22 protein-coding genes are annotated in these 21,787 nt (G+C 70.8%); 5 read left to right on the forward strand and 17 right to left on the reverse strand.

The features are described 5' to 3' along the window. Positions 1-5 precede the first annotated feature (5 nt). The 11 genes from nuoK to OG299_RS17400 are packed head-to-tail and all read right to left on the reverse strand — an operon-like array spanning position 6 to position 10,684. The gene (gene nuoK / locus OG299_RS17350) at positions 6-305 is read right to left on the reverse strand and encodes an NADH-quinone oxidoreductase subunit NuoK (protein WP_266626572.1); all 300 of its coding nucleotides are present in this window, start codon (positions 303-305) and stop codon (positions 6-8) included. Continuing rightward, entirely contained in the window at positions 302-1,111 is an 810-nt protein-coding gene (locus OG299_RS17355) for an NADH-quinone oxidoreductase subunit J (protein WP_266626574.1), read from the reverse strand. Before OG299_RS17355 ends, nuoK begins: the two co-directional genes overlap by 4 nt. Next, the gene (gene nuoI / locus OG299_RS17360) at positions 1,108-1,716 is read right to left on the reverse strand and encodes an NADH-quinone oxidoreductase subunit NuoI (RefSeq protein ID WP_266626575.1); all 609 of its coding nucleotides are present in this window, start codon (positions 1,714-1,716) and stop codon (positions 1,108-1,110) included. Before nuoI ends, OG299_RS17355 begins: the two co-directional genes overlap by 4 nt. Then, complete coding sequence (gene nuoH, locus OG299_RS17365; RefSeq protein WP_266626577.1) at positions 1,709-3,079, reverse strand: NADH-quinone oxidoreductase subunit NuoH; 1,371 nt, start codon at positions 3,077-3,079, stop codon at positions 1,709-1,711. The genes nuoI and nuoH overlap by 8 nt, the downstream gene beginning before the upstream one ends. After that, entirely contained in the window at positions 3,076-5,583 is a 2,508-nt protein-coding gene (locus OG299_RS17370) for an NADH-quinone oxidoreductase subunit G (RefSeq protein ID WP_327361939.1), read from the reverse strand. The genes nuoH and OG299_RS17370 overlap by 4 nt, the downstream gene beginning before the upstream one ends. Further along, entirely contained in the window at positions 5,580-6,929 is a 1,350-nt protein-coding gene (gene nuoF / locus OG299_RS17375; RefSeq protein WP_266626581.1) for an NADH-quinone oxidoreductase subunit NuoF, read from the reverse strand. The genes OG299_RS17370 and nuoF overlap by 4 nt, the downstream gene beginning before the upstream one ends. After that, positions 6,926-7,672 (reverse strand): NADH-quinone oxidoreductase subunit NuoE, encoded by a 747-nt coding sequence (nuoE, locus tag OG299_RS17380; protein ID WP_266626583.1) that lies wholly within the window; start codon positions 7,670-7,672, stop codon positions 6,926-6,928. The genes nuoF and nuoE overlap by 4 nt, the downstream gene beginning before the upstream one ends. Further along, the gene (locus OG299_RS17385; RefSeq protein WP_266626585.1) at positions 7,669-9,012 is read right to left on the reverse strand and encodes an NADH-quinone oxidoreductase subunit D; all 1,344 of its coding nucleotides are present in this window, start codon (positions 9,010-9,012) and stop codon (positions 7,669-7,671) included. Before OG299_RS17385 ends, nuoE begins: the two co-directional genes overlap by 4 nt. Further along, complete coding sequence (locus tag OG299_RS17390; RefSeq protein ID WP_266626587.1) at positions 9,012-9,758, reverse strand: NADH-quinone oxidoreductase subunit C; 747 nt, start codon at positions 9,756-9,758, stop codon at positions 9,012-9,014. Before OG299_RS17390 ends, OG299_RS17385 begins: the two co-directional genes overlap by 1 nt. Beyond that, positions 9,755-10,309 (reverse strand): NuoB/complex I 20 kDa subunit family protein, encoded by a 555-nt coding sequence (locus tag OG299_RS17395; RefSeq protein WP_266626589.1) that lies wholly within the window; start codon positions 10,307-10,309, stop codon positions 9,755-9,757. The genes OG299_RS17390 and OG299_RS17395 overlap by 4 nt, the downstream gene beginning before the upstream one ends. Positions 10,310-10,324: 15 nt before the next feature. Next, positions 10,325-10,684: an NADH-quinone oxidoreductase subunit A gene (locus OG299_RS17400; protein ID WP_030028256.1), complete on the reverse strand. Its 360-nt coding sequence runs from the start codon at positions 10,682-10,684 to the stop codon at positions 10,325-10,327. 758 nt (positions 10,685-11,442) lie between these two features. Between OG299_RS17400 and OG299_RS17405 the strand changes: the two genes are divergently transcribed. Continuing rightward, entirely contained in the window at positions 11,443-12,276 is an 834-nt protein-coding gene (locus tag OG299_RS17405) for a C40 family peptidase (protein WP_327361941.1), read from the forward strand. A 224-nt stretch (positions 12,277-12,500) separates the two neighbouring features. Continuing rightward, complete coding sequence (locus OG299_RS17410; RefSeq protein ID WP_327361942.1) at positions 12,501-12,782, forward strand: hypothetical protein; 282 nt, start codon at positions 12,501-12,503, stop codon at positions 12,780-12,782. 57 nt (positions 12,783-12,839) lie between these two features. On the opposite strand, the gene OG299_RS17415 is transcribed toward OG299_RS17410, so the two are convergent. Beyond that, positions 12,840-14,123 carry a geranylgeranyl reductase family protein gene (locus tag OG299_RS17415; protein WP_327361943.1) on the reverse strand — a complete coding sequence of 428 codons (1,284 nt, stop codon included), beginning with the start codon at positions 14,121-14,123 and terminating at the stop codon, positions 12,840-12,842. Between the two features lie 99 nt (positions 14,124-14,222). Here OG299_RS17415 and OG299_RS17420 point away from each other — a divergent pair, with 99 nt between their 5' ends. Further along, a complete protein-coding gene (locus tag OG299_RS17420) occupies positions 14,223-14,759 on the forward strand; it encodes a GNAT family N-acetyltransferase (protein WP_266626597.1) in 537 nt (178 codons plus the stop codon). A gap of 30 nt (positions 14,760-14,789) precedes the next feature. Here the strand turns inward: OG299_RS17420 and OG299_RS17425 are convergent, their stop codons facing one another. Together OG299_RS17425 and OG299_RS17430 are read right to left on the reverse strand one after the other, a co-directional pair. Then, positions 14,790-15,701 carry a glutaminase gene (locus tag OG299_RS17425; RefSeq protein WP_266626599.1) on the reverse strand — a complete coding sequence of 304 codons (912 nt, stop codon included), beginning with the start codon at positions 15,699-15,701 and terminating at the stop codon, positions 14,790-14,792. 5 nt (positions 15,702-15,706) lie between these two features. Further along, entirely contained in the window at positions 15,707-16,399 is a 693-nt protein-coding gene (locus OG299_RS17430) for a demethylmenaquinone methyltransferase (protein ID WP_266626601.1), read from the reverse strand. Positions 16,400-16,641: 242 nt separating this feature from the next. On the opposite strand from OG299_RS17430, the gene OG299_RS17435 reads away from it, so the two are divergent. After that, positions 16,642-17,547: a DUF3152 domain-containing protein gene (locus tag OG299_RS17435; RefSeq protein ID WP_266626603.1), complete on the forward strand. Its 906-nt coding sequence runs from the start codon at positions 16,642-16,644 to the stop codon at positions 17,545-17,547. A gap of 61 nt (positions 17,548-17,608) precedes the next feature. Next, positions 17,609-17,878 (forward strand): response regulator transcription factor, encoded by a 270-nt coding sequence (locus OG299_RS17440; protein ID WP_030298013.1) that lies wholly within the window; start codon positions 17,609-17,611, stop codon positions 17,876-17,878. Between the two features lie 12 nt (positions 17,879-17,890). Here OG299_RS17440 and OG299_RS17445 read toward each other — a convergent pair whose 3' ends face one another. The 3 genes from OG299_RS17445 to OG299_RS17455 all read right to left on the reverse strand — a co-directional run bounded on the left by OG299_RS17445 (position 17,891) and on the right by OG299_RS17455 (position 21,659). Then, a complete protein-coding gene (locus tag OG299_RS17445) occupies positions 17,891-18,541 on the reverse strand; it encodes an imidazolonepropionase-like domain-containing protein (RefSeq protein WP_327361944.1) in 651 nt (216 codons plus the stop codon). 34 nt (positions 18,542-18,575) lie between these two features. Continuing rightward, a complete protein-coding gene (gene mqnC / locus OG299_RS17450) occupies positions 18,576-19,775 on the reverse strand; it encodes a cyclic dehypoxanthinyl futalosine synthase (protein WP_266626607.1) in 1,200 nt (399 codons plus the stop codon). An 87-nt stretch (positions 19,776-19,862) separates the two neighbouring features. Continuing rightward, on the reverse strand, positions 19,863-21,659 hold the full coding sequence (locus OG299_RS17455) for a serine/threonine-protein kinase (protein WP_327361945.1): 1,797 nt from the start codon (positions 21,657-21,659) through the stop codon (positions 19,863-19,865). Positions 21,660-21,787 lie beyond the last annotated feature (128 nt).

Raw genomic sequence — 21,787 nt, forward strand, 5'->3', positions numbered from 1 at the left:
GCCCCTTACAGCTTCATCAGGCTGGCGTCGTCGACCGAGGCCGAGTGGCGGGTACGGAACAGCGACACGATGATCGCGAGGCCCACCACGACCTCCGCGGCGGCGACGACCATCGTGAAGAAGGCGATGATCTGGCCGTCGAGGTTGCCGTGCATCCGGGAGAAGACGACGAAGGCGAGGTTGCAGGCGTTGAGCATCAGCTCGACGCACATGAACAGCACGATCGCGTTCTTCCGGATCAGTACTCCGGCGGCGCCGATGGTGAACAGCAGCGCCGACAGGTACAGGTAGTTGACCGGGTTCACTTCGAGGCCTCCTCACGGCCGAGCCGCTCGGCCGACGCCTGCTCCAGCGCCTTCAGGTCGTTCAGCGCCTCGCTGGAGACGTCCCGGATCTGACCCCGGGCACGGAGCGTCTTGTTGACGGTCAGCTCGGACGGGGTGCCGTCCGGCAGCAGACCGGCGACGTCCACCGCGTTGTGCCGGGCGTAGACGCCGGGTGCGGGCAGCGGCGGGAGCTGCACGCCCTCGCGGACGCGGCGCTCGGCGAGCTCGCGCTGCGTGGCGGCCCGCTCGGTGCGCTCGCGGTGGGTGAGGACCATCGCGCCGACGGCGGCCGTGATCAGCAGCGCGCCGGTGATCTCGAAGGCGAACACGTACTTGGTGAAGATCAGCGTGGCCAGCCCCTCCACGTGCCCGGCGGAGTTGACCCGGCCGAGCCCGTTGAAGTGGCTGAGACCGGCGTTGGCGATGCCGGCGATCAGCAGGACGCCGAAGCCGAGCCCGCACAGGGCGGCCAGCCAGCGCTGCCCCTTGAGGGTCTCCTTCAGCGAGTCGGCGGCGGTGACGCCGACGAGCATGACCACGAAGAGGAAGAGCATCATGATCGCGCCGGTGTAGACGATGACCTGGACCACGCCCAGGAAGTACGCCCCGTTGGCGAGGTAGAAGACCGCCAGGATGATCATCGTCCCGGCCAGGCTCAGCGCGCTGTGCACGGCCTTCTTCATCAGGATCGTGGACAGCGCACCGATGACGGCGACGGTGGCGAGAACCCAGAACTGGACCGCCTCGCCCGTGGAGGTCAGGGTGGCCGCTGCGAGGGCGCTCATGCCTGCACCTCCTCGGAGGGCGCCGCCTGCTCGCCCTTCGAGACGGCTGTCTGACGCACCGTCCCGGGAGCCGCCCCGGTCACCAGCCCGCGGTAGTAGTCCTGCTCGTCCATGCCCGGGAAGATCGAGTGCGGCGACTCCACCATGCCCTCGGTCAGGCCGGCGAGCAGCTGCTCCTTGGTGTAGATGAGCGATTCGCGGCTGGAGTCGGCCAGTTCGAACTCGTTCGTCATCGTCAGCGCCCGCGTCGGGCAGGCCTCGATGCACAGCCCGCACAGGATGCAGCGGGCGTAGTTGATCTGGTAGACCCGGCCGTACCGCTCACCCGGGGAGTACCGCTCCTCCTCGGTGTTGTCCGCGCCCTCCACGTAGATGGCGTCGGCGGGACAGGCCCAGGCGCACAGCTCGCACCCGATGCACTTCTCCAGACCGTCCGGGTGCCGGTTCAGCTGGTGCCGTCCGTGGAAGCGCGGAGCGGTCGTCTTCTGCTGCTCCGGGTACTGCTCGGTGAGGCGCTTCTTGAACATGGCCTTGAAGGTCACGCCGAAGCCGGCCACCGGGTTCTGCCACTGTTCGTTCTTCTCGTTCCGGTCCGCGTCAGGCATTCTCAGCACCCTCCTCTCGGTCACTGTCAGTATTCGTCCCGCCACTGACAATCAGCTCCCGCTCACTGCGAGGCCGCCTGCGCGGTACGGGTGCCAGGTGCTGGCCGGGCTTGGGCGGTACGGGGAACCCGCCCGCCAGCGGGTCGAACGGCTCGGCCGCGGAAGCCTCGTCGGCCTGCTCGGCGGCCGCCTTCTCCTTCCGGTCGCGGAAGAGGTCCGCGACGAAGGACAGCAGCAGGATCGCGACGACGGCGCCGCCGACGTACAGCACGATCTCCGAGAAGTCGTACTGCTCGTTGCGCAGCGCCCGGACGGTCGCCACCAGCATCAGCCAGACCACGGAGACCGGGATCAGGACCTTCCAGCCGAGCTTCATCAGCTGGTCGTAGCGGACGCGGGGCAGCGTGCCGCGCAGCCAGATGAAGAAGAACAGCAGCAGCTGGACCTTGATGACGAACCAGAGCATCGGCCACCAGCCGTGGTTCGCGCCCTCCCAGTACGTGGAGATCGGCGCGGGGGCCCGCCAGCCGCCGAGGAAGAGGGTGACCGAGACCGCCGAGACGGTGACCATGTTGACGTACTCGGCCAGCATGAACAGCGCGAACTTGATGGAGGAGTACTCGGTGTTGAAGCCGCCGACGAGGTCGCCCTCGGACTCCGGCATGTCGAACGGCGCGCGGTTCGTCTCGCCGACCATCGTGATGACGTAGATGATGAACGAGACCGGCAGCAGCACGATGTACCAGCGGTCGGCCTGCGCCTCCACGATCGCCGAGGTCGACATCGACCCGGAGTAGAGGAAGACGGAGGCGAAGGCCGCGCCCATCGCGATCTCGTACGAGATCATCTGTGCGCAGGAGCGCAGTCCGCCGAGCAGCGGGTAGGTCGAACCGGAGGACCAGCCGGCCAGGACGATGCCGTAGATGCCGACCGAGGCGACCGCGAGGATGTAGAGCATCGCGATCGGCAGGTCGGTCAGCTGCATCGTGGTGCGCTGGCCGAAGATCGAGACCTCGTCGTCGGCCGGGCCGAACGGGATCACCGCGATGGCCATGAAGGCCGGGATCGCCGCGATGATCGGGGCCAGGACGTACACCACCTTGTCGGCCCGCTTGACGATGATGTCTTCCTTGAGCATCAGCTTCACGCCGTCGGCGAGCGACTGGAGCATGCCCCAGGGGCCGTGCCGGTTGGGGCCGATGCGCAGCTGCATCCAGGCGACGACCTTGCGCTCCCACACGATGGAGAAGAGCACGGTCACCATCAGGAAGGCGAAGCAGAACACCGCCTTGACGACGACCAGCCACCAGACGTCCCTGCCGAACAGGGAGAGGTCCTCGGCAGCGAGCTGTACCGCGTTCACGCGCCCACCTCCGCATCGGTGCCGCTGCTGTCGGCCGGGGTCGCCGGGCCGATCCGTACGAGGGTGCCCGGGTGGGCCCCGGTGTCGGCGAGGACGCCGTGGCCGGTGGAGTTCAGCGGGAGCCAGACCACGCGGTCCGGCATCTCGGTGATCCGCAGCGGCAGTTCCACGGAGCCGGCCGGGCCGGTCACCGCGAGGACGTCGCCGTCCTTGACACCCGTCTCGGCGGCTGTGGCGGCCGAGAGCCGGGCGCTCGCCTCGTGCCGGGTGCCGGCCAGGGCGTCGTCGCCCTCCTGGAGCCGGCCCTGGTCGAGGAGGAGCCGGTGGCCCGCGAGGACCGCCTCGCCCGCCCCGGGGCGGGGCAGCGGCGCGGTGTCCGCGGACTGTCCGGCGGCCCGCTCCCCGGTCCACGGGCCGAGCGCGTCGAGCTCGCGGCGTACGGCGTGTACGTCGGGCAGCGCGATCGGCCGGTCGGCCGCGTCGGCCAGCATGTGCAGCACGCGGGCGTCGGCGGGGGCGAGCGGGCGGGTCATCTGGTCGGGCTTGAGCGCGGCCTCGAACGGCCGGACCCTGCCCTCCCAGTTGATGAACGCGCCGGCCTTCTCGGCGACGGCGGCGACCGGGAAGACCACGTCCGCGTGGTCGGTGACCTGGCCGGGCCGCAGTTCCAGCGAGACCACGAAGGCCTCCTCGAGGGCGAGGAGCGCGCGGGCCGGATCCGGCAGGTCGGCGACCTCGACGCCGGCGACCAGCAGGGCCGAGAGTTCCCGGCCCGCCGCGGCCTCGACGATCTGGCCGGTGTCCCGGCCGTAGCGGTGCGGGAGCTCGTCCAGTCCCCAGGCGGTGGCGACCTCGTCGCGGGCCCGCGGGTCGGTGGCCGGGCGGGCCCCCGGCAGCAGGGACGGCAGCGCGCCCGCCTCGACGGCGGCCCGCTCCCCGGCCCGGCGCGGGATCCACACCAGCTGCGCGCCGGTCGCGGCTGCGGCCCGTACGGCGGCGGTCAGCGCGCCGGGCACGCCGGCGAGGCGCTCCCCGACGACGAGGACCGCGCCGGCCTGCCGCAGCGCGTCGGCGGCCTCGGCCCCGCCGGCCTCCAGGCCGGTCCGGGTGGCCAGGGCGTCCAGCCACTCGGGCTCCGTGCCGGGGGCGGCGGCCAGCAGCGTGCCGCCCGCCTTCTCCAGGCCGCGGGTGGCGAACGGGGCGAGGGCGAAGGTCCGCTGCTCGTGCTTGCGGTGGGCCTTGCGCAGCCGCAGGAAGACCCCGGGGGCCTCCTCCTCGGACTCGATGCCGGCGAGCAGGACGGCGGGGGCCGCCTCCAGCTTCGCGTAGGTGACTCCGGCGCCGTCGAGGTCCTTGCCGGTGCCGGCCACGGTGGCGGCCAGGAAATCGGCCTCCTCCGCGCTGTGGATCCGGGCCCGGAAGTCGATGTCGTTGGTGTCGAGGACCACCCGCGCGAACTTGGCGTACGCGTACGCGTCCTCGACGGTGAGCCGCCCGCCGGTCAGGACCCCGGCCCGGCCGCGCGCGGCGGCGAGCCCGGCGGCCGCGGCCTCCAGGGCCTCGGGCCAGCTGGCCGGGGCGAGGACCCCGTCCGTGCCGCGCACCAGCGGGGTGGTGAGCCGGTCCGGGCGCTGCGCGTAGCGGAACCCGAAGCGGCCCTTGTCGCAGATCCACTCCTCGTTGACCTCGGGGTCCTCGGCGGCCATCCGGCGCAGCACCTTGCCGCGGCGGTGGTCGGTCCGGGTCGCGCAGCCGCCCGCGCAGTGCTCGCACACGCTCGGGGAGGAGACGAGGTCGAACGGGCGGGAGCGGAACCGGTAGGCGGCCGAGGTGAGGGCGCCGACGGGGCAGATCTGGATGGTGTTGCCGGAGAAGTACGACTCGAAGGGGTCGCCCTCGCCGGTGCCGATCTGCTGGAGCGCGCCGCGCTCCAGCATCTCGATCATCGGGTCGCCGGCCACCTGGGTCGAGAACCGGGTGCAGCGCGCGCACAGCACGCACCGCTCGCGGTCGAGCAGCACCTGGGTGGAGATCGGGACGGGCTTCTCGTACGTGCGCTTCTTGCCCTCGAAACGCGAGTCGCTCTGCCCGTGGGACATCGCCTGGTTCTGCAGCGGGCACTCGCCGCCCTTGTCGCAGACCGGGCAGTCCAGCGGGTGGTTGATGAGCAGCAGCTCCATCACGCCGCGCTGGGACTTCTCGGCGACAGGGGAGGTCAGCTGCGTCTTGACGACCATGCCGTCGGTGCAGGTGATGGTGCAGGAGGCCATCGGCTTGCGCTGGCCCTCGACCTCGACGATGCACTGGCGGCAGGCGCCGACCGGGTCGAGGAGGGGGTGGTCGCAGAACCGGGGAATCTCGATGCCGATCTGCTCGGCGGCCCGGATGACCAGGGTCCCCTTGGGCACCGACAGTTCGATGCCGTCGATGGTCAGGGAGACCAGATTCTCCGGCGGCACCGCCGCCTCGCCGCCACCGGCGGGAGCGTTAGTGGTGACGGTCATGCGTTCACCTCCGTGTCAGCCCAGAGGGTCGACTTCCTGGGGTCGAAGGGGCAGCCCTTGCCCGTGATGTGCCGCTCGTACTCCTCGCGGAAGTACTTGAGCGAGGAGAAGATCGGGCTGGCGGCGCCGTCGCCGAGCGCGCAGAACGACTTGCCGTTGATGTTGTCGGCGATGTCGTTCAGCTTGTCGAGGTCCGACATGACGCCCTTGCCGGCCTCGATGTCGCGCAGCAACTGGACCAGCCAATACGTGCCTTCGCGGCACGGGGTGCATTTGCCGCAGGACTCGTGGGCGTAGAACTCGGTCCAGCGGGTGACGGCCCGCACCACGCAGGTCGTCTCGTCGAAGCACTGGAGCGCCTTGGTGCCGAGCATGGAGCCGGCCGCGCCGACGCCCTCGTAGTCCAGCGGGACGTCCAGGTGCTCGTCCGTGAACATCGGGGTGGACGAGCCGCCCGGGGTCCAGAACTTCAGCCGGTGCCCGGGGCGCATCCCGCCGCTCATGTCGAGCAGCTGGCGCAGGGTGATGCCGAGCGGGGCCTCGTACTGGCCGGGTCCGGCGACGTGCCCGGAGAGCGAGTACAGGGTGAAGCCGGGGGACTTCTCGGTCCCCATCGACTTGAACCAGTCCTTGCCCTTGTTCAGGATCGCGGGAACCGACGCGATCGACTCCACGTTGTTGACGACAGTGGGGCACGCGTAGAGCCCCTCGACGGCAGGGAAGGGGGGACGCAGCCGGGGCTGACCGCGCCGGCCTTCGAGGGAGTCGAGGAGTGCCGTCTCCTCACCGCAGATGTACGCGCCCGCCCCCGCGTGCACCGTGATGTCGAGCTTCAGTCCGCTCCCGAGAACGTTCTCCCCGAGGTAGCCGGCCTCGTACGCCTCGCGCACCGCCTCGTGCAGGCGTCGCAGCACCGGCACGACCTCGCCGCGCAGGTAGATGAAGGCGTGCTCCGACCGGATCGCGTAACAGGCAATGATCATTCCCTCGATGAGGGAGTGCGGGTTGGCGAAGAGAAGGGGGATGTCCTTGCAGGTTCCCGGCTCCGACTCGTCCGCGTTCACGACGAGGTAGTGCGGCTTTCCGTCGCCCTGCGGGATGAACTGCCACTTCATTCCGGTGGGGAAGCCCGCGCCGCCGCGGCCGCGCAGACCGGAGTCCTTCACGTATGCGATGAGATCGTCCGGGGTCATCGCGAGCGCCTTGCGCAGGCCCTCGTACCCCTCGTGCCGCCGGTAGGTCTCCAGCGTCCACGACTGCGGCTCGTCCCAAAAGGCCGACAGCACGGGCGCCAGCAGCTTTTCCGGGGCGCCGTTCTCATGCATTTCGGCAGTCACCGTCATCACTCCCCCTCCTCGGTGGCAGCCGAAGCCTCACCACGCGGGTGCACGACCTTGCCGAGCTGCGTGCTCTCGCCGCGCGCGATGCGCAGGCCGATCAGGGAGGCGGGGCCGGCCCCGCCGCTCGCCTCGACCGCTCCGTCGCGCTCGTCCGGGAAGCCGGCCAGGATCCGGGCGGTCTCCTTGTACGTGCACAGCGGCGCGCCCCGGGTCGGCGCGACGGGTCGGCCGGCGAGCAGGTCGTCGACCATGGCCTTGGCGGACTCGGGGGTCTGGTTGTCGAAGAACTCCCAGTTGACCATCACCACGGGGGCGTAGTCGCAGGCCGCGTTGCACTCGATGTGCTCGAGGGTGACCTTGCCGTCGGGCGTGGTCTCGTTGTTGCCGACCCCGAGGTGCTGCTTGAGCTCGTCGAAGATGGCGTCGCCGCCCATGACCGCGCACAGGGTGTTGGTACAGACGCCGACCTGGTAGTCGCCGGAGGCCTTGCGCCGGTACATCGTGTAGAAGGTGGCGACGGCCGTGACCTCGGCGGTGGTCAGGCCCAGCACCTCGGCGCAGAACCGGATGCCGGTGCGCGAGACGAAGCCCTCCTCGGCCTGGGTCAGGTGCAGCAGCGGCAGCAGCGCGGAGCGGCTGTCGGGGTAGCGGGCGATGACCTCGGCGGCATCGGCTTCGAGCCGAGACCGTACGTCCGCAGGGAAGTCGGGCGCCGGTAGCTGGGGCATGCCCAGACTGACGTCTGTCATCGGTCGACGCCTCCCATTACGGGGTCGATGGACGCGACGGCCACGATCACGTCGGCGACCTGGCCGCCCTCGCACATCGCGGCCATGGCCTGAAGGTTGGTGAAGGACGGGTCGCGGAAGTGGACCCGGTAGGGGCGGGTGCCGCCGTCGGAGACGACGTGGACGCCGAGCTCGCCCTTGGGCGACTCGACGGCCGCGTACGCCTGCCCGGCCGGTACCCGGAAGCCCTCGGTCACCAGCTTGAAGTGGTGGATGAGGGCCTCCATGGAGGTGCCCATGATGTTCTTGATGTGGTCGAGCGAGTTGCCGAGGCCGTCCGGGCCCATCGCGAGCTGCGCCGGCCAGGCGATCTTCTTGTCGGCGACCATGACCGGGCCCGGCTCGAGCCGTTCCAGGCACTGCTCGACGATCCGCAGGGACTGGCGCATCTCCTCCAGGCGGACCAGGAACCGCCCGTACGAGTCGCAGCTCTCGGTGGTCGGCACGTCGAACTCGTAGGTCTCGTAGCCGCAGTACGGATCCGCCTTGCGCAGGTCGTGCGGCAGGCCGGCGGAGCGCAGGATCGGGCCGGTGGCGCCGAGCGCCATGCAGCCGGTGAGGTCGAGGTAGCCGACGTCCTGCATGCGGGCCTTGAAGATGGGGTTGCCGGTGGCGAGCTTGTCGTACTCCGGCAGGTTCTTCTTCATGGTCTTGAGGAAGTCGCGCAGCTGGTCGACGGCGCCCGGGGGCAGGTCCTGCGCGAGGCCGCCGGGGCGGACGAACGCGTGGTTCATGCGCAGGCCGGTGATCAGCTCGAAGATGTCGAGGATCAGCTCGCGGTCGCGGAAGCCGTAGATCATGATCGTGGTCGCGCCCAGCTCCATGCCGCCGGTGGCGATGCACACCAGGTGGGAGGAGAGCCGGTTGAGCTCCATCAGCAGGACGCGGATGACGGTGGCGCGGTCCGGGATCTGGTCGGTGATGCCGAGCAGCTTCTCGACGCCGAGGCAGTACGCCGTCTCGTTGAAGAACGGCGTCAGGTAGTCCATGCGCGTCACGAAGGTGGTGCCCTGCGTCCAGTTCCGGAATTCGAGGTTCTTCTCGATGCCGGTGTGCAGGTAGCCGATGCCGCAGCGGGCCTCGGTGACGGTCTCGCCGTCGATCTCAAGGATCAGCCGGAGCACTCCGTGGGTGGACGGGTGCTGCGGACCCATGTTGACGACGATCCGCTCGTCGTCTGCCTTGGCCGCCGACTGGACGATCTCGTCCCAGTCGCCGCCGGTGACGGTGTAGACGGTGCCCTCGGTCGTCTCGCGCGCGGAGGCGTGGCCGGCGGAGGAGGCGTTGTTTGACGTGGACATCAGCTGTACGACCTCCGCTGGTCGGGAGCCGGGATCTGGGCGCCCTTGTACTCGATGGGGATGCCGCCGAGCGGGTAGTCCTTGCGCTGCGGGAAGCCCTGCCAGTCGTCCGGCATCATGATCCGCGTGAGCGCCGGGTGCCCGTCGAAGATCAGGCCGAAGAAGTCGTACGTCTCGCGCTCGTGCCAGTCGTTCGTCGGGTAGACGGGGACGAGCGACGGGACGTGCGGGTCGGCGTCCGGGGCCGTGACCTCCAGGCGCACCACCCGGCCATGGGTGATCGAGCGCAGGTGGTAGACGGCGTGCAGCTCGCGGCTCTTGTCGGCGGGGAAGTGCACCCCGCTGACGCCGGTGCAGAGTTCGAAGCGCAGGGCCGGGTCGTCGCGCAGGGTCTTCGCGACGCGGACCAGGTGCTCGCGGGCGATGTGGAGCGTCAGCTCGCCCCGGTCGACGACGACCTTCTCGATCGCGTTCTCCGGGAGCAGGTCCTGCTCCTCCAGCGCCCCTTCGAGCTCGTCGACGACCTCGTCGAAGTAGGAGCCGTACGGCCGGTGGCTCGCACCGGGCATGGCCACGGTGCGGACGAGCCCGCCGTAGCCGCTGGTGTCTCCGCCGTTCCGCGCTCCGAACATGCCCTTGCGGACGCCGATCACCTCGGGGCCGCCGGCGGAGTCCCTCGGGGCAGGAACGTTGTTCCCGTTGCCGTTCTCGTCGGTGCCCGGGGTGGTGTCGCTCGTGTCGCTCACCGGAGCAGCCCCTTCATCTCGATCGTGGGAAGGGCCTTGAGGGCCGCCTCCTCCGCCTCGCGGGCCGCCTCTTCCCGATTCACGCCGAGCTTTCCGCCCTGGATCTTCTGGTGGAGCTTGAGGATCGCGTCGATCAGCATCTCGGGGCGGGGCGGGCAGCCGGGCAGATAGATGTCCACGGGGACGATGTGGTCGACGCCCTGGACAATCGCGTAGTTATTGAACATTCCGCCTGAAGATGCACAAACCCCCATGGAGATGACCCATTTGGGAGCGGGCATCTGGTCGTACACCTGCCGCAGCACCGGCGCCATCTTCTGGCTGACCCGGCCGGCCACGATCATCAGATCGGCCTGGCGCGGGGAGCCGCGGAAGACCTCCATGCCGAAGCGGGCCAGGTCGTACCGGCCCGCTCCGGTGGTCATCATCTCGATGGCGCAGCAGGCGAGGCCGAAGGTCGCGGGGAAGACGGATGACTTGCGCACCCAGCCCGCGGCCTGTTCGACGGTGGTCAGCAGAAAGCCGCTCGGCAGCTTCTCTTCCAGTCCCATGGGAAATTCAGCCCCTCAGTCCCATTCCAGGCCGCCGCGGCGCCACACGTAGGCGTAGGCGACGAAGACGGTGAGCACGAAGAGCAGCATCTCGACGAGCCCGAAGATCCCCAGGGAGTCGAAGGTGACGGCCCAGGGGTAGAGGAAGACAACTTCGATGTCGAAGACGATGAAGAGCATCGCCGTCAGGTAGTACTTGATGGGGAAGCGACCGCCACCGGCCGGCGTGGGCGTCGGCTCGATGCCGCACTCGTACGCCTCGAGCTTCGCCCGGTTGTACCGTTTTGGGCCGATCAGCGTGGCCATGACCACGGAGAAGATCGCAAACCCTGCGCCGAGGGCGCCGAGCACGAGGATGGGCGCGTACGCATTCACGCTCCTCGCTCCTTCCAGTCGTCCTTGACCGTTGGACCGCTGTGCCGGCGCCGAGCGAGCCGCCTCGCGAAGATCACTCCGTGATCGAGCACTTGCATGTGAGGCAGTTCACAAGCCGGACTGCTGCGCATCTTATGCCCGCTGGTCTGTGATCTGCGACACGGGTAACAACAAGGAGTTTGTGATCTCCACCACCTGACGAACGATCATGAAGTCAGATGAGCCGTGATCTTCATACGCGAAGCATCCACATGATCACCAAAGGTGACATCCGACCCCGTTACCGCAGGTAGAAGGCGGCTGGCCCTATCAAACGATGTCCGGTGCAGGCAAATTTGCGCCATCAAGCCTTGCAGGGTAAAGGAAACCGCATCGCCCGGTCGGGGGAGCCCCCGGGGACGGGGGTGGACGCGTGCACGCATTCACGAGCGCCGGGTCCCACCTCACGGCAACTTCACGGCTGGGTCACGGACGGACCACAGCGCCCTCACAGTGAGACGTTCCTGTGACCTGCGCCACGCCGAATTCTTGGTTCCGAAAGAGGGCTTGGCCATCTGTGGGCAGGGATGGTAGTCCGCGGATCAATTCGGACTTAATACAGAAACCCCTTGATCACAGCCTTGTGAAAGCGTGTCCGATACGTCCGTTACGGCGTCAATAAGACGCGCGACGCGCCCGGTTAGCCCGCTTCGCGCGCAACTGTGGCGCAGACCACGTTTCTTGAAGGGAACCCGGACGCCCTGATAGCGGTTGTCCTCATGTCCCACACCGCTCACATACCCAGCCACCGGAAGCCCCGTCGCAGCGCCTCGAAGCTCGCGGTCCGCGCCGGAGTTGCCGGTGGCGTCCTCAGCACCCTGGCGATGGCCGGCACGGCGAGCGCGTCCCCGTCCGAGCCCGTGACCGAGACGACGCTCGAAATGCCGGTCCTGAACCTGGACCTGGCCGCCGGCGTCTCCTCCGCCGTCACCACCGCCGCCGAGAACACGGCCGCCGCCGCCGTCACCGGTGAGCTCCGCTCCCAGGAGGAGCAGGCGCGCACCGGCGCCGCCGCCGAGGCCAAGAAGGCCAAGGAAGACGCCGAGAAGGCCGACGCCGAGAAGAAGGCGAAGGACGAGGCGGACCGCAAGGCCGCGGCCGAGCGCGCCACCCGCAGCTCCGACCGCACCTCGCTGCAGAGCACTTCCGCGTCCGACTCCGGCGAGCAGGGCGTGGGCACCGTCACCGCCCCGGCGACCGGCTCCGCCGCCGCCATCGTGAACTTCGCCCGCGCGCAGGTCGGCAAGGCGTACGTCATGGGCGGCACCGGCCCGTCCTCGTTCGACTGCTCCGGCCTCGTCCAGGCCGCCTACCGCCAGGCCGGCATCTCCCTGCCGCGCATGTCGCAGGACCAGTCCTCGGAGGGCTCCTCGGTCTCCCTGAGCGCCCTCCAGCCGGGCGACGTCCTGTACTGGGGCTCCCGCGGCAACGCCTACCACGTCGCCCTCTACGTCGGCGGCGGCAAGTTCGTGGGCGCCCAGAACCCCAGCACGGGCATCGTCGAGCGCTCCCTGAGCTACGACAAGCCGACGGGCGCCGTCCGCATCCTCTGAGGCCCCCTGACGTCCCTGAGGCCCCCCTGACGTCCCTGAGGTTCCCCAGGGGCTCCTGAGCCCCTCTCAGTGCGTCTCGGCGCGCCTCAGCACGTCTCAGCACGGCCCGAGGGCCGGCACCCCCCCGCTCGGGGGCGGAGTGCCGGCCCTTTCCGCGTTCGCCGGCGCCCTGAGAGGATGGCGGTGCGCAGCGCCCGATTCAGGCCAGGAGGTGTCGGACCGTGATGACCGACGCGTACGAGGAACACGGCTCCGGCGGGGAGACCGCCGACCCCGCGGCCGACCCCACCCCCCTGCCTGCCGCCGCCGGGCTCTTCCTGCTCGCCGTCGGCGGCTGGCTGCTGAACATCACCCGCCCGTGGCACAAACCCGGACATCCCGTCATCCTGGGGCTCGGCTGGGCCGTTGCGCTCGCGCTGCTGCTGTGGGGCACGGTGCTGGTGGCCCGCTGCGTACGGACGGTCCACGGCCCGCGGCAGCCGACGTACGGGGACGGAAACGACTAAGCGGGCCGAACCGGTGGAACCCCGGCCCGACCCGCTCCGTAGCGGACACAGCGCGACTCAGGCCTTGGGGGCCACCTTCGAGAGGCCGTTGATGATGCGGTCCATCGCGTCGCCGCCCGCCGGGTCGGTCAGGTTGGCCAGCATCTTCAGCGTGAACTTCATCAGCACCGGGTGGGTCAGGCCGCGCTGGGTGGCGATCTTCATGACCTTCGGGTTGCCGATCAGCTTCACGAAGGCGCGGCCGAGCGTGTAGTAGCCGCCGTAGGTCTCCTTGAGCACCCTCGGGTAGCTGTGCAGCGTCAGTTCGCGCAGCGCGGGGGTGGCCCGGGAGTGCGCCTGGACGATGACGTCGGCGGCGATCTGGCCGGACTCCATCGCGTAGGCGATGCCCTCGCCGTTGAACGGGTTGACGAGCCCGCCCGCGTCACCGACCAGCAGCAGGCCCTTGGTGTAGTGCGGCTGCCGGTTGAAGGCCATCGGCAGGGCCGCGCCGCGGATCGGCTGCGTCATGTTCTCCGGGGTGTAGCCCCAGTCCTGCGGCATGGACGCGCACCAGGCCTTGAGGACCTCGCGCCAGTCCAGCTCCTTGAAGGCGGAGGAGGAGTTGAGGATGCCGAGGCCGACGTTGGACGTGCCGTCGCCCATGCCGAAGATCCAGCCGTAGCCCGGCAGCAGCCGGTCCTGCGCACCGCGCCGGTCCCACAGCTCCAGCCAGGACTCGAGGTAGTCGTCGTCGTGCCGGGGCGAGGTGAAGTACGTACGGACCGCGACGCCCATCGGGCGGTCCTCGCGCCGGTGCAGGCCCATCGCGAGCGACAGGCGCGAGGAGTTGCCGTCGGCGGCGACGACCAGCGGGGCGCTGAAGGTGACCGGGGTCTTCTCCTCGCCCAGCTTCGCGTGCACGCCCGTGATGTGGCCGGTGCGGGGGTCGCGGACGGGCTCGCCGACGGTGCAGCGCTCGTACAGGCGCGCGCCGGCCTTCTGGGCCTGGCGGGCCAGGGTCTCGTCGAAGTCGTCGCGCTTGCGGACGAGTCCGTAGTCCGGGAAGGAGGCGAGTTCCGGCCAGTCCAGCTGGAGCCGCTGACCGCCGCCGATGATCCGCAGGCCCTTGTTGCGGAGCCAGCCGGCCTCTTCGGAGATGTCGATGCCCATCGCCACCAGCTGCTTGGTGGCGCGCGGGGTCAGGCCGTCGCCGCAGACCTTCTCGCGAGGGAAGGCCGTCTTCTCCAGCAGCAGGACGTCCAGTCCGGCCTTGGCGAGGTAGTAGGCGGTGGTCGAGCCGGCGGGCCCGGCTCCGACGACGATCACATCCGCGGAGTGTTCGGAGAGGGGCTCGGTCACTGCGGGGTCTCCCGAAGGCTCGATAAGGGGTGCCCAACGGCACAGGACATGTGCAGTCTATGCAGCGAGAGAGATCACGAACCCGAAGGGCTGCTCCCGATGACCACCTCGCCTGCTTCGCCCGCCTCGCTCCCCGTCGTACAGCTGCGCGTGCCCACCGATGAGGACGCGCGGGCCTGGCACGGGGTCTTCGACGACCCCGACGTCATGGAGTTCCTCGGCGGTCCCGCCGAGCTGTCCCTGTACGAGGAGTTCACCGCGCGGCAGCGGATGCACGACGCACTGCTCGGCTACTGCCTGTGGACGCTGCTGGACGCGGAGGGTGCGGTGATCGGTTTCACGGGCGCGCAGCCGTGGCCGGCGGAGAAGGAGTGGGGCCCGGTGGGCGAGATCGAGATCGGCTGGCGCCTGGCCCGCTCCGCCTGGGGCCAGGGCTACGCGTACGCCGCGGCGCTGGCCACCCTCGACCGGCTCCGGGAGGCGGGCGTTCCGCAGGTGGTGGCGATGATCAACGACGAGAACCGGCGCTCGATAGCGGTCGCCGAGCGGCTGGGCATGAAGCTCGCAGAACGCTTCCTCCTCCCGAACGGCCTCCGCTACGGCCGCCGCTACGAACTGTCCCTCGCGCCCGAGTGACCCCTGCCGGCCCCGGGACGCGGGAGGCGGTCAGAAGACGGAAAGGCCCGTCAGGGTCGTGAAGCGGTCGAGAGCGGCTGCCGCTGCGACGGAGTTGCCGTGGAGGTCGAGGCCCGGGCTCCACGCGGCCAGCGTGCAGCGGCCCGGGACGACCGCCACGATCCCGCCGCCCACGCCGCTCTTGCCCGGCAGGCCGACGCGGTACGCGAACTCCCCCGCCGCGTCGTACGTCCCACAGGTCAGCATCACCGCGTTGACCTGCTTCGCCTCGCTGCGCGTGAGGAGACGGGAGCCGTCCGCGCGCAGCCCGTGGCGGGCCAGGAAGCGGCCCGCCCGCGCCAGGTCGGCGCAGGACATCTCGATCGAGCACTGCCAGAAGTAGTGGTCGAGCAGCGCGGGCACGGGGTTGTCGATGTTCCCGTACGAGGCCATGAAGTGCGCCAGCGCGGCATTGCGGTCCCCGTGCTCCTGCTCCGAGGCCGCCACCTCCGCGTCGAAGCCGAGGTCCGGGTTCCCGCTCTCCTCCTGGAGGAACTTCAGGAGCTCGCTGCTCGCGTCGCCCGTCAGGGTCTGCAGCCGGTCGGTGACCACGAGCGCGCCCGCGTTGATGAACGGATTGCGCGGGATGCCGTTCTCGTACTCGAGCTGCACGAGGGAGTTGAACGGGTTGCCCGACGGCTCCCGGCCGACCTTCTCCCACAGGCTGTCGCCGCCCTCGGCCAGCGCCAGGGCCAGGGCGAAGACCTTGGTGATCGACTGGGCGGAGAACGGAACCTCCCAGTCCCCCACTCCGAAGACGTTGCCGTCGAGATCGGCGACGGCCATCCCGAACTGCCCGGGATCCACGGACGCGAGCGCCGGGATGTACTCGGCCGGGGTGCCGCTGCCCACCAACGGGGCGACGTCCGCCGCGATCTGCTCGAGGAGGGCCTGGTAGTCCACGCTCCCTACGCCTTGAAACCGCGGTGCAGCGCGACGATCCCGCCGCTCAGGTTGCGCCAGGCGACCTTGGACCAGCCGGCCTTCTGCAGCAGCGCGGCCAGCGCCGGCTGGTCCGGCCACTCGCGGATCGACTCGGCGAGGTACACGTACGCGTCGGGGTTGGAGGACACGGCGCGGGCCACCGGCGGCAGGGCGCGCATCAGGTACTCCATGTACACCGTGCGGAACGGAGCCCACGTCGGCTGCGAGAACTCGCAGATGACGACCTGGCCGCCGGGCTTGGTCACCCGGTGGAGCTCGCGCAGCGCGGCGTCGGTGTCCTGCACGTTCCGCAGCCCGAAGGAGATCGTCACCGTGTCGAAGACGTCGTCCTTGAACGGCAGCTTCGTCGCGTCGCCCGCGGTCAGCGGCAGCCAGGCGTGCCGCTTCTTGCCCTCGCGCAGCATGCCGAGGGAGAAGTCGCAGGGGACGACGTACGCGCCCGTCGCGGCGAACGGCAGCGAGGAGGTCGCGGTTCCGGCAGCCAGGTCCAGCACCTTGTGCCCGGGGCGCGCACCGACCGCCTTGGCGACCTCCTTGCGCCACAGGCGGGCCTGCCCGAGGGAGAGGACGTCGTTGGTGAGATCGTAGTTCGCCGCCACACCGTCGAACATGGAGGCGACTTCGTGCGGCTGCTTGTCCAGGGAAGCGCGGGTCACTGGCGTTGGCCCCTCAGGTGCGGTGTGGTGCGGGTGGGCGGATACCGGGCCATTCTCGCAGGCGCCCCCAGGCCCCACCGCCGGGGGCACAACTGGCCCGAAGGACAGTTACGCGGAGCCCGCGCGCCCGCGTTGACTGGCCGGTACAGGCTGACAAGGCCTACCGAAACGCAGCATTCACGGGCATTTTCACGACCACGTTCGTGAAGATCTCGAAGATATTGACGAACAAAGGGTTCACGATGCCGGCAGGCCATTCCACCGGTCGACGCTCCGCCCTCGGCCCCCGCGCCAAGCGCCGGGCCGAGCGGCGCAGGCGGCTGCGCCGTACGCTCCTCGGCTCGGCCGCGGTGGTCGCCGTCTCGGCGACCGCGTACGCGATCGTGCCGCTGGACGACGCCGCCCCCGTCTCCGACAGCGTGGCCGCGCCGGCTGCCGCATCGCCCTCCCAGGATCCCGCCGCCGCTCCGTCCCCGTCGGCCTCGCCCGCCTCGCCCGCGGCCGGGCAGCCCTCCGCCGCCGCGCCCGACCCGGGCGCCGCGCCGTCGAAGCCGGGCGGCGGCAGCTCGGCCCCGACGGTCCCCCAGTCCGGGCCGGGGGTGTTCGCGGCGTCCTCGCGCACCGGGCAGCCGCAGGGCAAGGGGCCCGCCCGCCGCTGGCGGATCGAGGTGGAGGAGGGCAGCGGGGTCGACGCCAACGCCGCCGCCCAGTCGGTGGAGGCGATCCTCGGGGACCCGCGCGGCTGGATCAAGGACCCGGCGTACGGCTTCCAGCTCGTCGGGGCCGGCCAGCCGGTGGACTTCACGGTGAAGATCGCCACACCCAAGACCACCGACCGGCTGTGCGAGGTGGTCACCCCGGAGCTCGTCGGCGAGACCAACTGCCGGGCCGGTCACACGGTCGTGGTGAACCTCAAGCGCTGGCAAGAGGGATCTCCGCAGTTCAAGGGCCCTGTGGAGGAGTACCGGGCGCTGATCGTCAACCACGAGGTGGGCCACGAGATAGGCCGCGACCACGAGACCTGCCCGGGCCCCGGCAAACCCGCTCCGGCGATGATGCAGCAGATCAAGGGGCTGCTCGGCTGCCAGGCGAATGCGTGGCCGTTCGACGGAAATGGAACCTACCTGTCGGGACCGGCCGTCCCTTAGGGCACAGGGAGGGCCGATGGGTTGACCGCAGGGGCATCGGCCGGGGGTGAGGAGTGGAACCGTGCGCGTCGTCAGCTTCAGCGTCCCGGCCTGGTTCCCGCCCCGGACCGGGGAGGAGGTACGGCGCGAAGTCCAGCTCACCGAGCAGGAGTCGGCCGTGTTCCTGTGCCTGGCGACCGGTGCCTCCAACGCGGAACTCGCCGGGGAGCTGCAGCTGTCCGTCAGCACGGTCAAGTTCCACGTCCACAACATACGGGCGAAGCTGGGCGGGATCAGCCGCCTCCAGGCCTGCCTCCTGGCCGCCCTGGCCCGCGAGGGCGTCAGAACCTAGGGCGGACATCCCCTAGCGGCGGCGGTGCAGGAGGCGGCCGGTGACGACCGTGGCCACGCAGGTGGTGGCACCCCGGTCCAGCAGTGCCCCGGTGTCGGGGGCCGCGAACACCGCGAAACGGGCCGGGGCGCCCGGCTCCAGGATGCCGAAGAAGGCCTGCTCGGCCGTGTCCCGGCCGGCGAACGGGTCCAGCGACGGCGGGTCCGGGGACACCGCGGCCGCCGGCGGGAGCAGCGTCAGCCCCGAGCGGACCACGGCCGTCCGCACCGCCGGGATCGTGAGCCGCCCGGCCACCGCCACCACCCCGCGGGCCAGCAGCTTCTGCGTGGCCCGGCGGGCGCTGTTGCCCCAGCGGGACTCGGTCAGCTTCAGCTCCGCCAGCGCCTCGGCGCCGGTGATCGGACCGGCGCCGAGCTCGGTGGTCTCGTACGGGTCGTCCGGGTAGTACGTGCGCTCCAGCAGTACGTCCGCCCCGCGCACGAGCAGCCCCGGGGTCAGCACCCCGGGCCAGCGCCGGACCCGCGCGTGCGGGAACTCCGCGGCGAGCTCCGTGTACGGGCCCACGCGGGCGATCACGTCGCCGTCGACGAGGACCGCCCCGCCCGGCAGCGCGGCGGAACCGGCCCCCGGGACGAGGAGTTCGGCGGTGTGGAGGGTCAGCACGGGTGCGTCAGTCCGTCGTCAGGTCGTCGCGTCGTCAGTTCGTCGAGATGAGCTTCAGCTCGGGGTGCGCCGTGCCGCCCTCGATCGCGGTGGACGAGATGTGCGAGACCACGCGGTCGTCGACCGGGTCGTTCGCCGGGTCGTCGTGCACGAGGAGGTGCTCGTACGTCGTCGCGCGCTGCGCGGGGACGCGACCCGCCTTGCGGATCAGGTCGATGATCTCCTGGCGGTTGGAGCGGTGCTTGGCACCGGCCGAGGAGACCACGTTCTCCTCGAGCATGATCGAGCCGAGGTCGTCCGCTCCGTAGTGCAGCGAGAGCTGGCCCGCCTCCTTGCCCACGGTGAGCCAGGAGCCCTGGATGTGGGCGATGTTGTCGAGGAAGAGCCGCGCGATCGCGATCATCCGCAGGTACTCGAAGACCGTCGCCTGGGTCCGGCCCTTGAGGTGGTTGTTCTCGGGCTGGTACGTGTACGGGATGAACGCGCGGAAGCCACCCGTCCGGTCCTGCGTGTCGCGGATCATCGCGATGTGCTCGATGCGCTCGGCGTTGGTCTCGCCGGTGCCCATCAGCATGGTGGAGGTCGACTCCACGCCCAGCGCGTGGGCGATCTCCATGATCTCCAGCCAGCGCTCGCCGGACTCCTTCAGCGGGGCGATCGCCTTGCGCGGCCGCTCCGGCAGGAGTTCGGCGCCGGCGCCCGCGAACGAGTCGAGGCCGGCCGCGTGGATGCGGCGGATGGCCTCCTGCGCGGAGACGCCGGAGATGCGGGCCATGTGGTCGACCTCGGAGGCGCCGAGGGAGTGGATGACCAGCTGCGGGAACGCCTTCTTGATGGCGGAGAAGTGCTCCTCGTAGTACTCCACGCCGTAGTCCGGGTGGTGCCCGCCCTGGAACATGATCTGCGTGCCGCCGAGCTCCACGGTCTCCGCGCAGCGGCGCAGGATGTCGTCGAGGTCGCGGGACCAGCCCTTCTTGGTGTCCTTCGGGGCCGCGTAGAAGGCACAGAACTTGCACGCCGTGACGCACACGTTGGTGTAGTTGATGTTGCGCTCGATGATGTACGTCGCGATGTGCTCGGTGCCGGCGTAGCGGCGTCGGCGCACCGCGTCGGCCGCCTGGCCGAGCGCGTGCAGCGGGGCGTCCCGGTAGAGGTCGAGCGCCTCTTCCTTGGTGATCCGGCCCCCTGCGGCGGCGCGGTCGAGGACAGACTGGAGAGCGGCCTGGTCGGTCACCGGTGCGTCACCTTTCGGCGGTGTGTCAAGGCGGTGTGTCAAGAGGTACGGACCGATCCAGCCTACGCCAGGGGCCGTCCGCGGGTTTCAGGGGATGCGGGTCAGGTCGCCTTCGGGGTGCCCGGCCGGGCCGTCGCCCGACTTGTAGTGGAGCGTCCCGTTGGTGTTGAGGGTGAAGCGCTCGTCGGCGGACCCGTTCGAGCAGATGCCGGGGGCCGGGTTGGGGCCGCCCGCGGTGTCCAGGACGAGGGAGCGGTCGGTGGCGGAGGCGAGCTTCCAGTCTCCGCTGCAGTCCGTGCCGAAGAGCGGGAGGATCGATTTGTCCCGGGCGACGACCTCGCCGACCTTGCCGCCCTTGATGGTGATCTCGAACTCGCTGGAGACCCCGGCGCGGGCGGTGGTGACCGTGCCCTTCCAGGTTCCGGTGAGCTCCTTGGGGACGTCGCCTCGGGTGCCGGTCGGCGTCGCCGCCGAGGGCGTGGCCGAGCCCCCCGGGGCGGGGGTGCCGGATGCCGCCGTCGCCGGGGGCGTGGCGGCGGCATCGCCCGACGCGTGCCGGTCGAAGTCGCCGCCCGTGCCCGGCAGCAGCCCCAACCCGTACAGCCCGCCCCCGGACAGCACGGCCAGAACGGCCGTCGCCGCGAGGACCAGTGAGCAGCTGAACCGCCGCCCGGCCGCACTGAAGCTGACCTGGCGCGCCTGGTCGGGTGCGGTCCGAGGCTGCGGCACACCGCTGCCCGCGGTCGCGGCGGGGCTCGCGTGGACGGCGCCCGGCGGCGGCCCGTAGGGGCCGTGCAGCGAGTCCGCGGGCGGACCGTACGGGCCGTACGAGGCGCCCGTCGAGCCGGCGCCGGACACGGCCGCGCTCCCGTACGAGGGGTCCGGCGCCCCGAAACCGACGGCCGGTCCCCCGTACGGGGAAGCCGTGAACGGCACCGGTCCCGAAGGGGATTCGGAGGCGGGCGCCGGGGCGGCCTGCGCGGCGGGGCCGGCCGGAGCGGCCTCCAGGTCGAGCAGGGCCACCGCCGCGCGGCTGGCCTCCTCCACCAGGGGCCCGGGAAGCCATCCGGGGGCGCGCAGGGCGTCGGCGAGCGCCTCCGCAATCGCCTCGGGCGCGGGCCGGTCGGCCGCCGCCTTGGCCAGGCAGGCGGCGATCAGCTCGCGCAGCCCGCCGGCCGGGACCGCGTCGAGGTCCGGCGGTTCGTGGACCACCTTGTAGAGCAGGGTCGCCGAGTTGTCCCCGGTGAACGGCGGCTGCCCGGTCGCCGCGAAGGCCAGCACGGCGCCGAGCGAGAACACGTCGGCCGCGCCGGTGATCCCCTTGCCGAGGATCTGTTCGGGGGACATGTAGCCGGGCGAGCCGATGGAGACGCCGGTGGAGGTGAGCGACGCCGTGCCGTCCGTGGCGCGGGCGATCCCGAAGTCGATCAGCCGGGGGCCGTCGAGGGTCAGCATCACGTTCGACGGCTTCACGTCCCGGTGGACGAGCCCCAGGCGGTGGACGGCCACCAGGGCGCGGGCCAGGCCTTCGCCGATGGCCCGTACGGAGGCCTCCGGAAGCGGACCGTGCGAGGCCACCGCGCCGCCCAGGGAGGGACCCGCCACGTACCCGGTGGCCACCCACGGGACCGGCGCCTCCGGGTCGGCGTCCAGCACGGGCGCGGTCCACTCGCCGCCGACCCGCCGGGCGGCCTCGACCTCGCGGCGGAACCGGGCGCGGAACTCCTCGTCGGAGGCGAAGTGCGGGTGCACGATCTTGACGGCCACCGTCCGGCCGCCCGTACTGCGTCCCAGGTAGACCCGCCCCATGCCACCCGAGCCGAGCCGGCCGAGCAGCCGGTACGCGCCGATGGTCCGCGGTTCGCCGGCTTCGAGCGGCTGCATCGCGTCCCCCTCCCCCGTCGGTCCCTGATCGCCAAGAGCACCTTAGGGGGTGTCACGGGCCTGCCGAGGTGGATCCGGCGGGCTCGAACCCGCATCGGGGTCCGCGCATTCCGGCGGGGCGGCGGACG

The organism is Streptomyces sp. NBC_01296, from assembly GCF_035984415.1.
Taxonomy (GTDB): Bacteria; Actinomycetota; Actinomycetes; order Streptomycetales; family Streptomycetaceae; genus Streptomyces.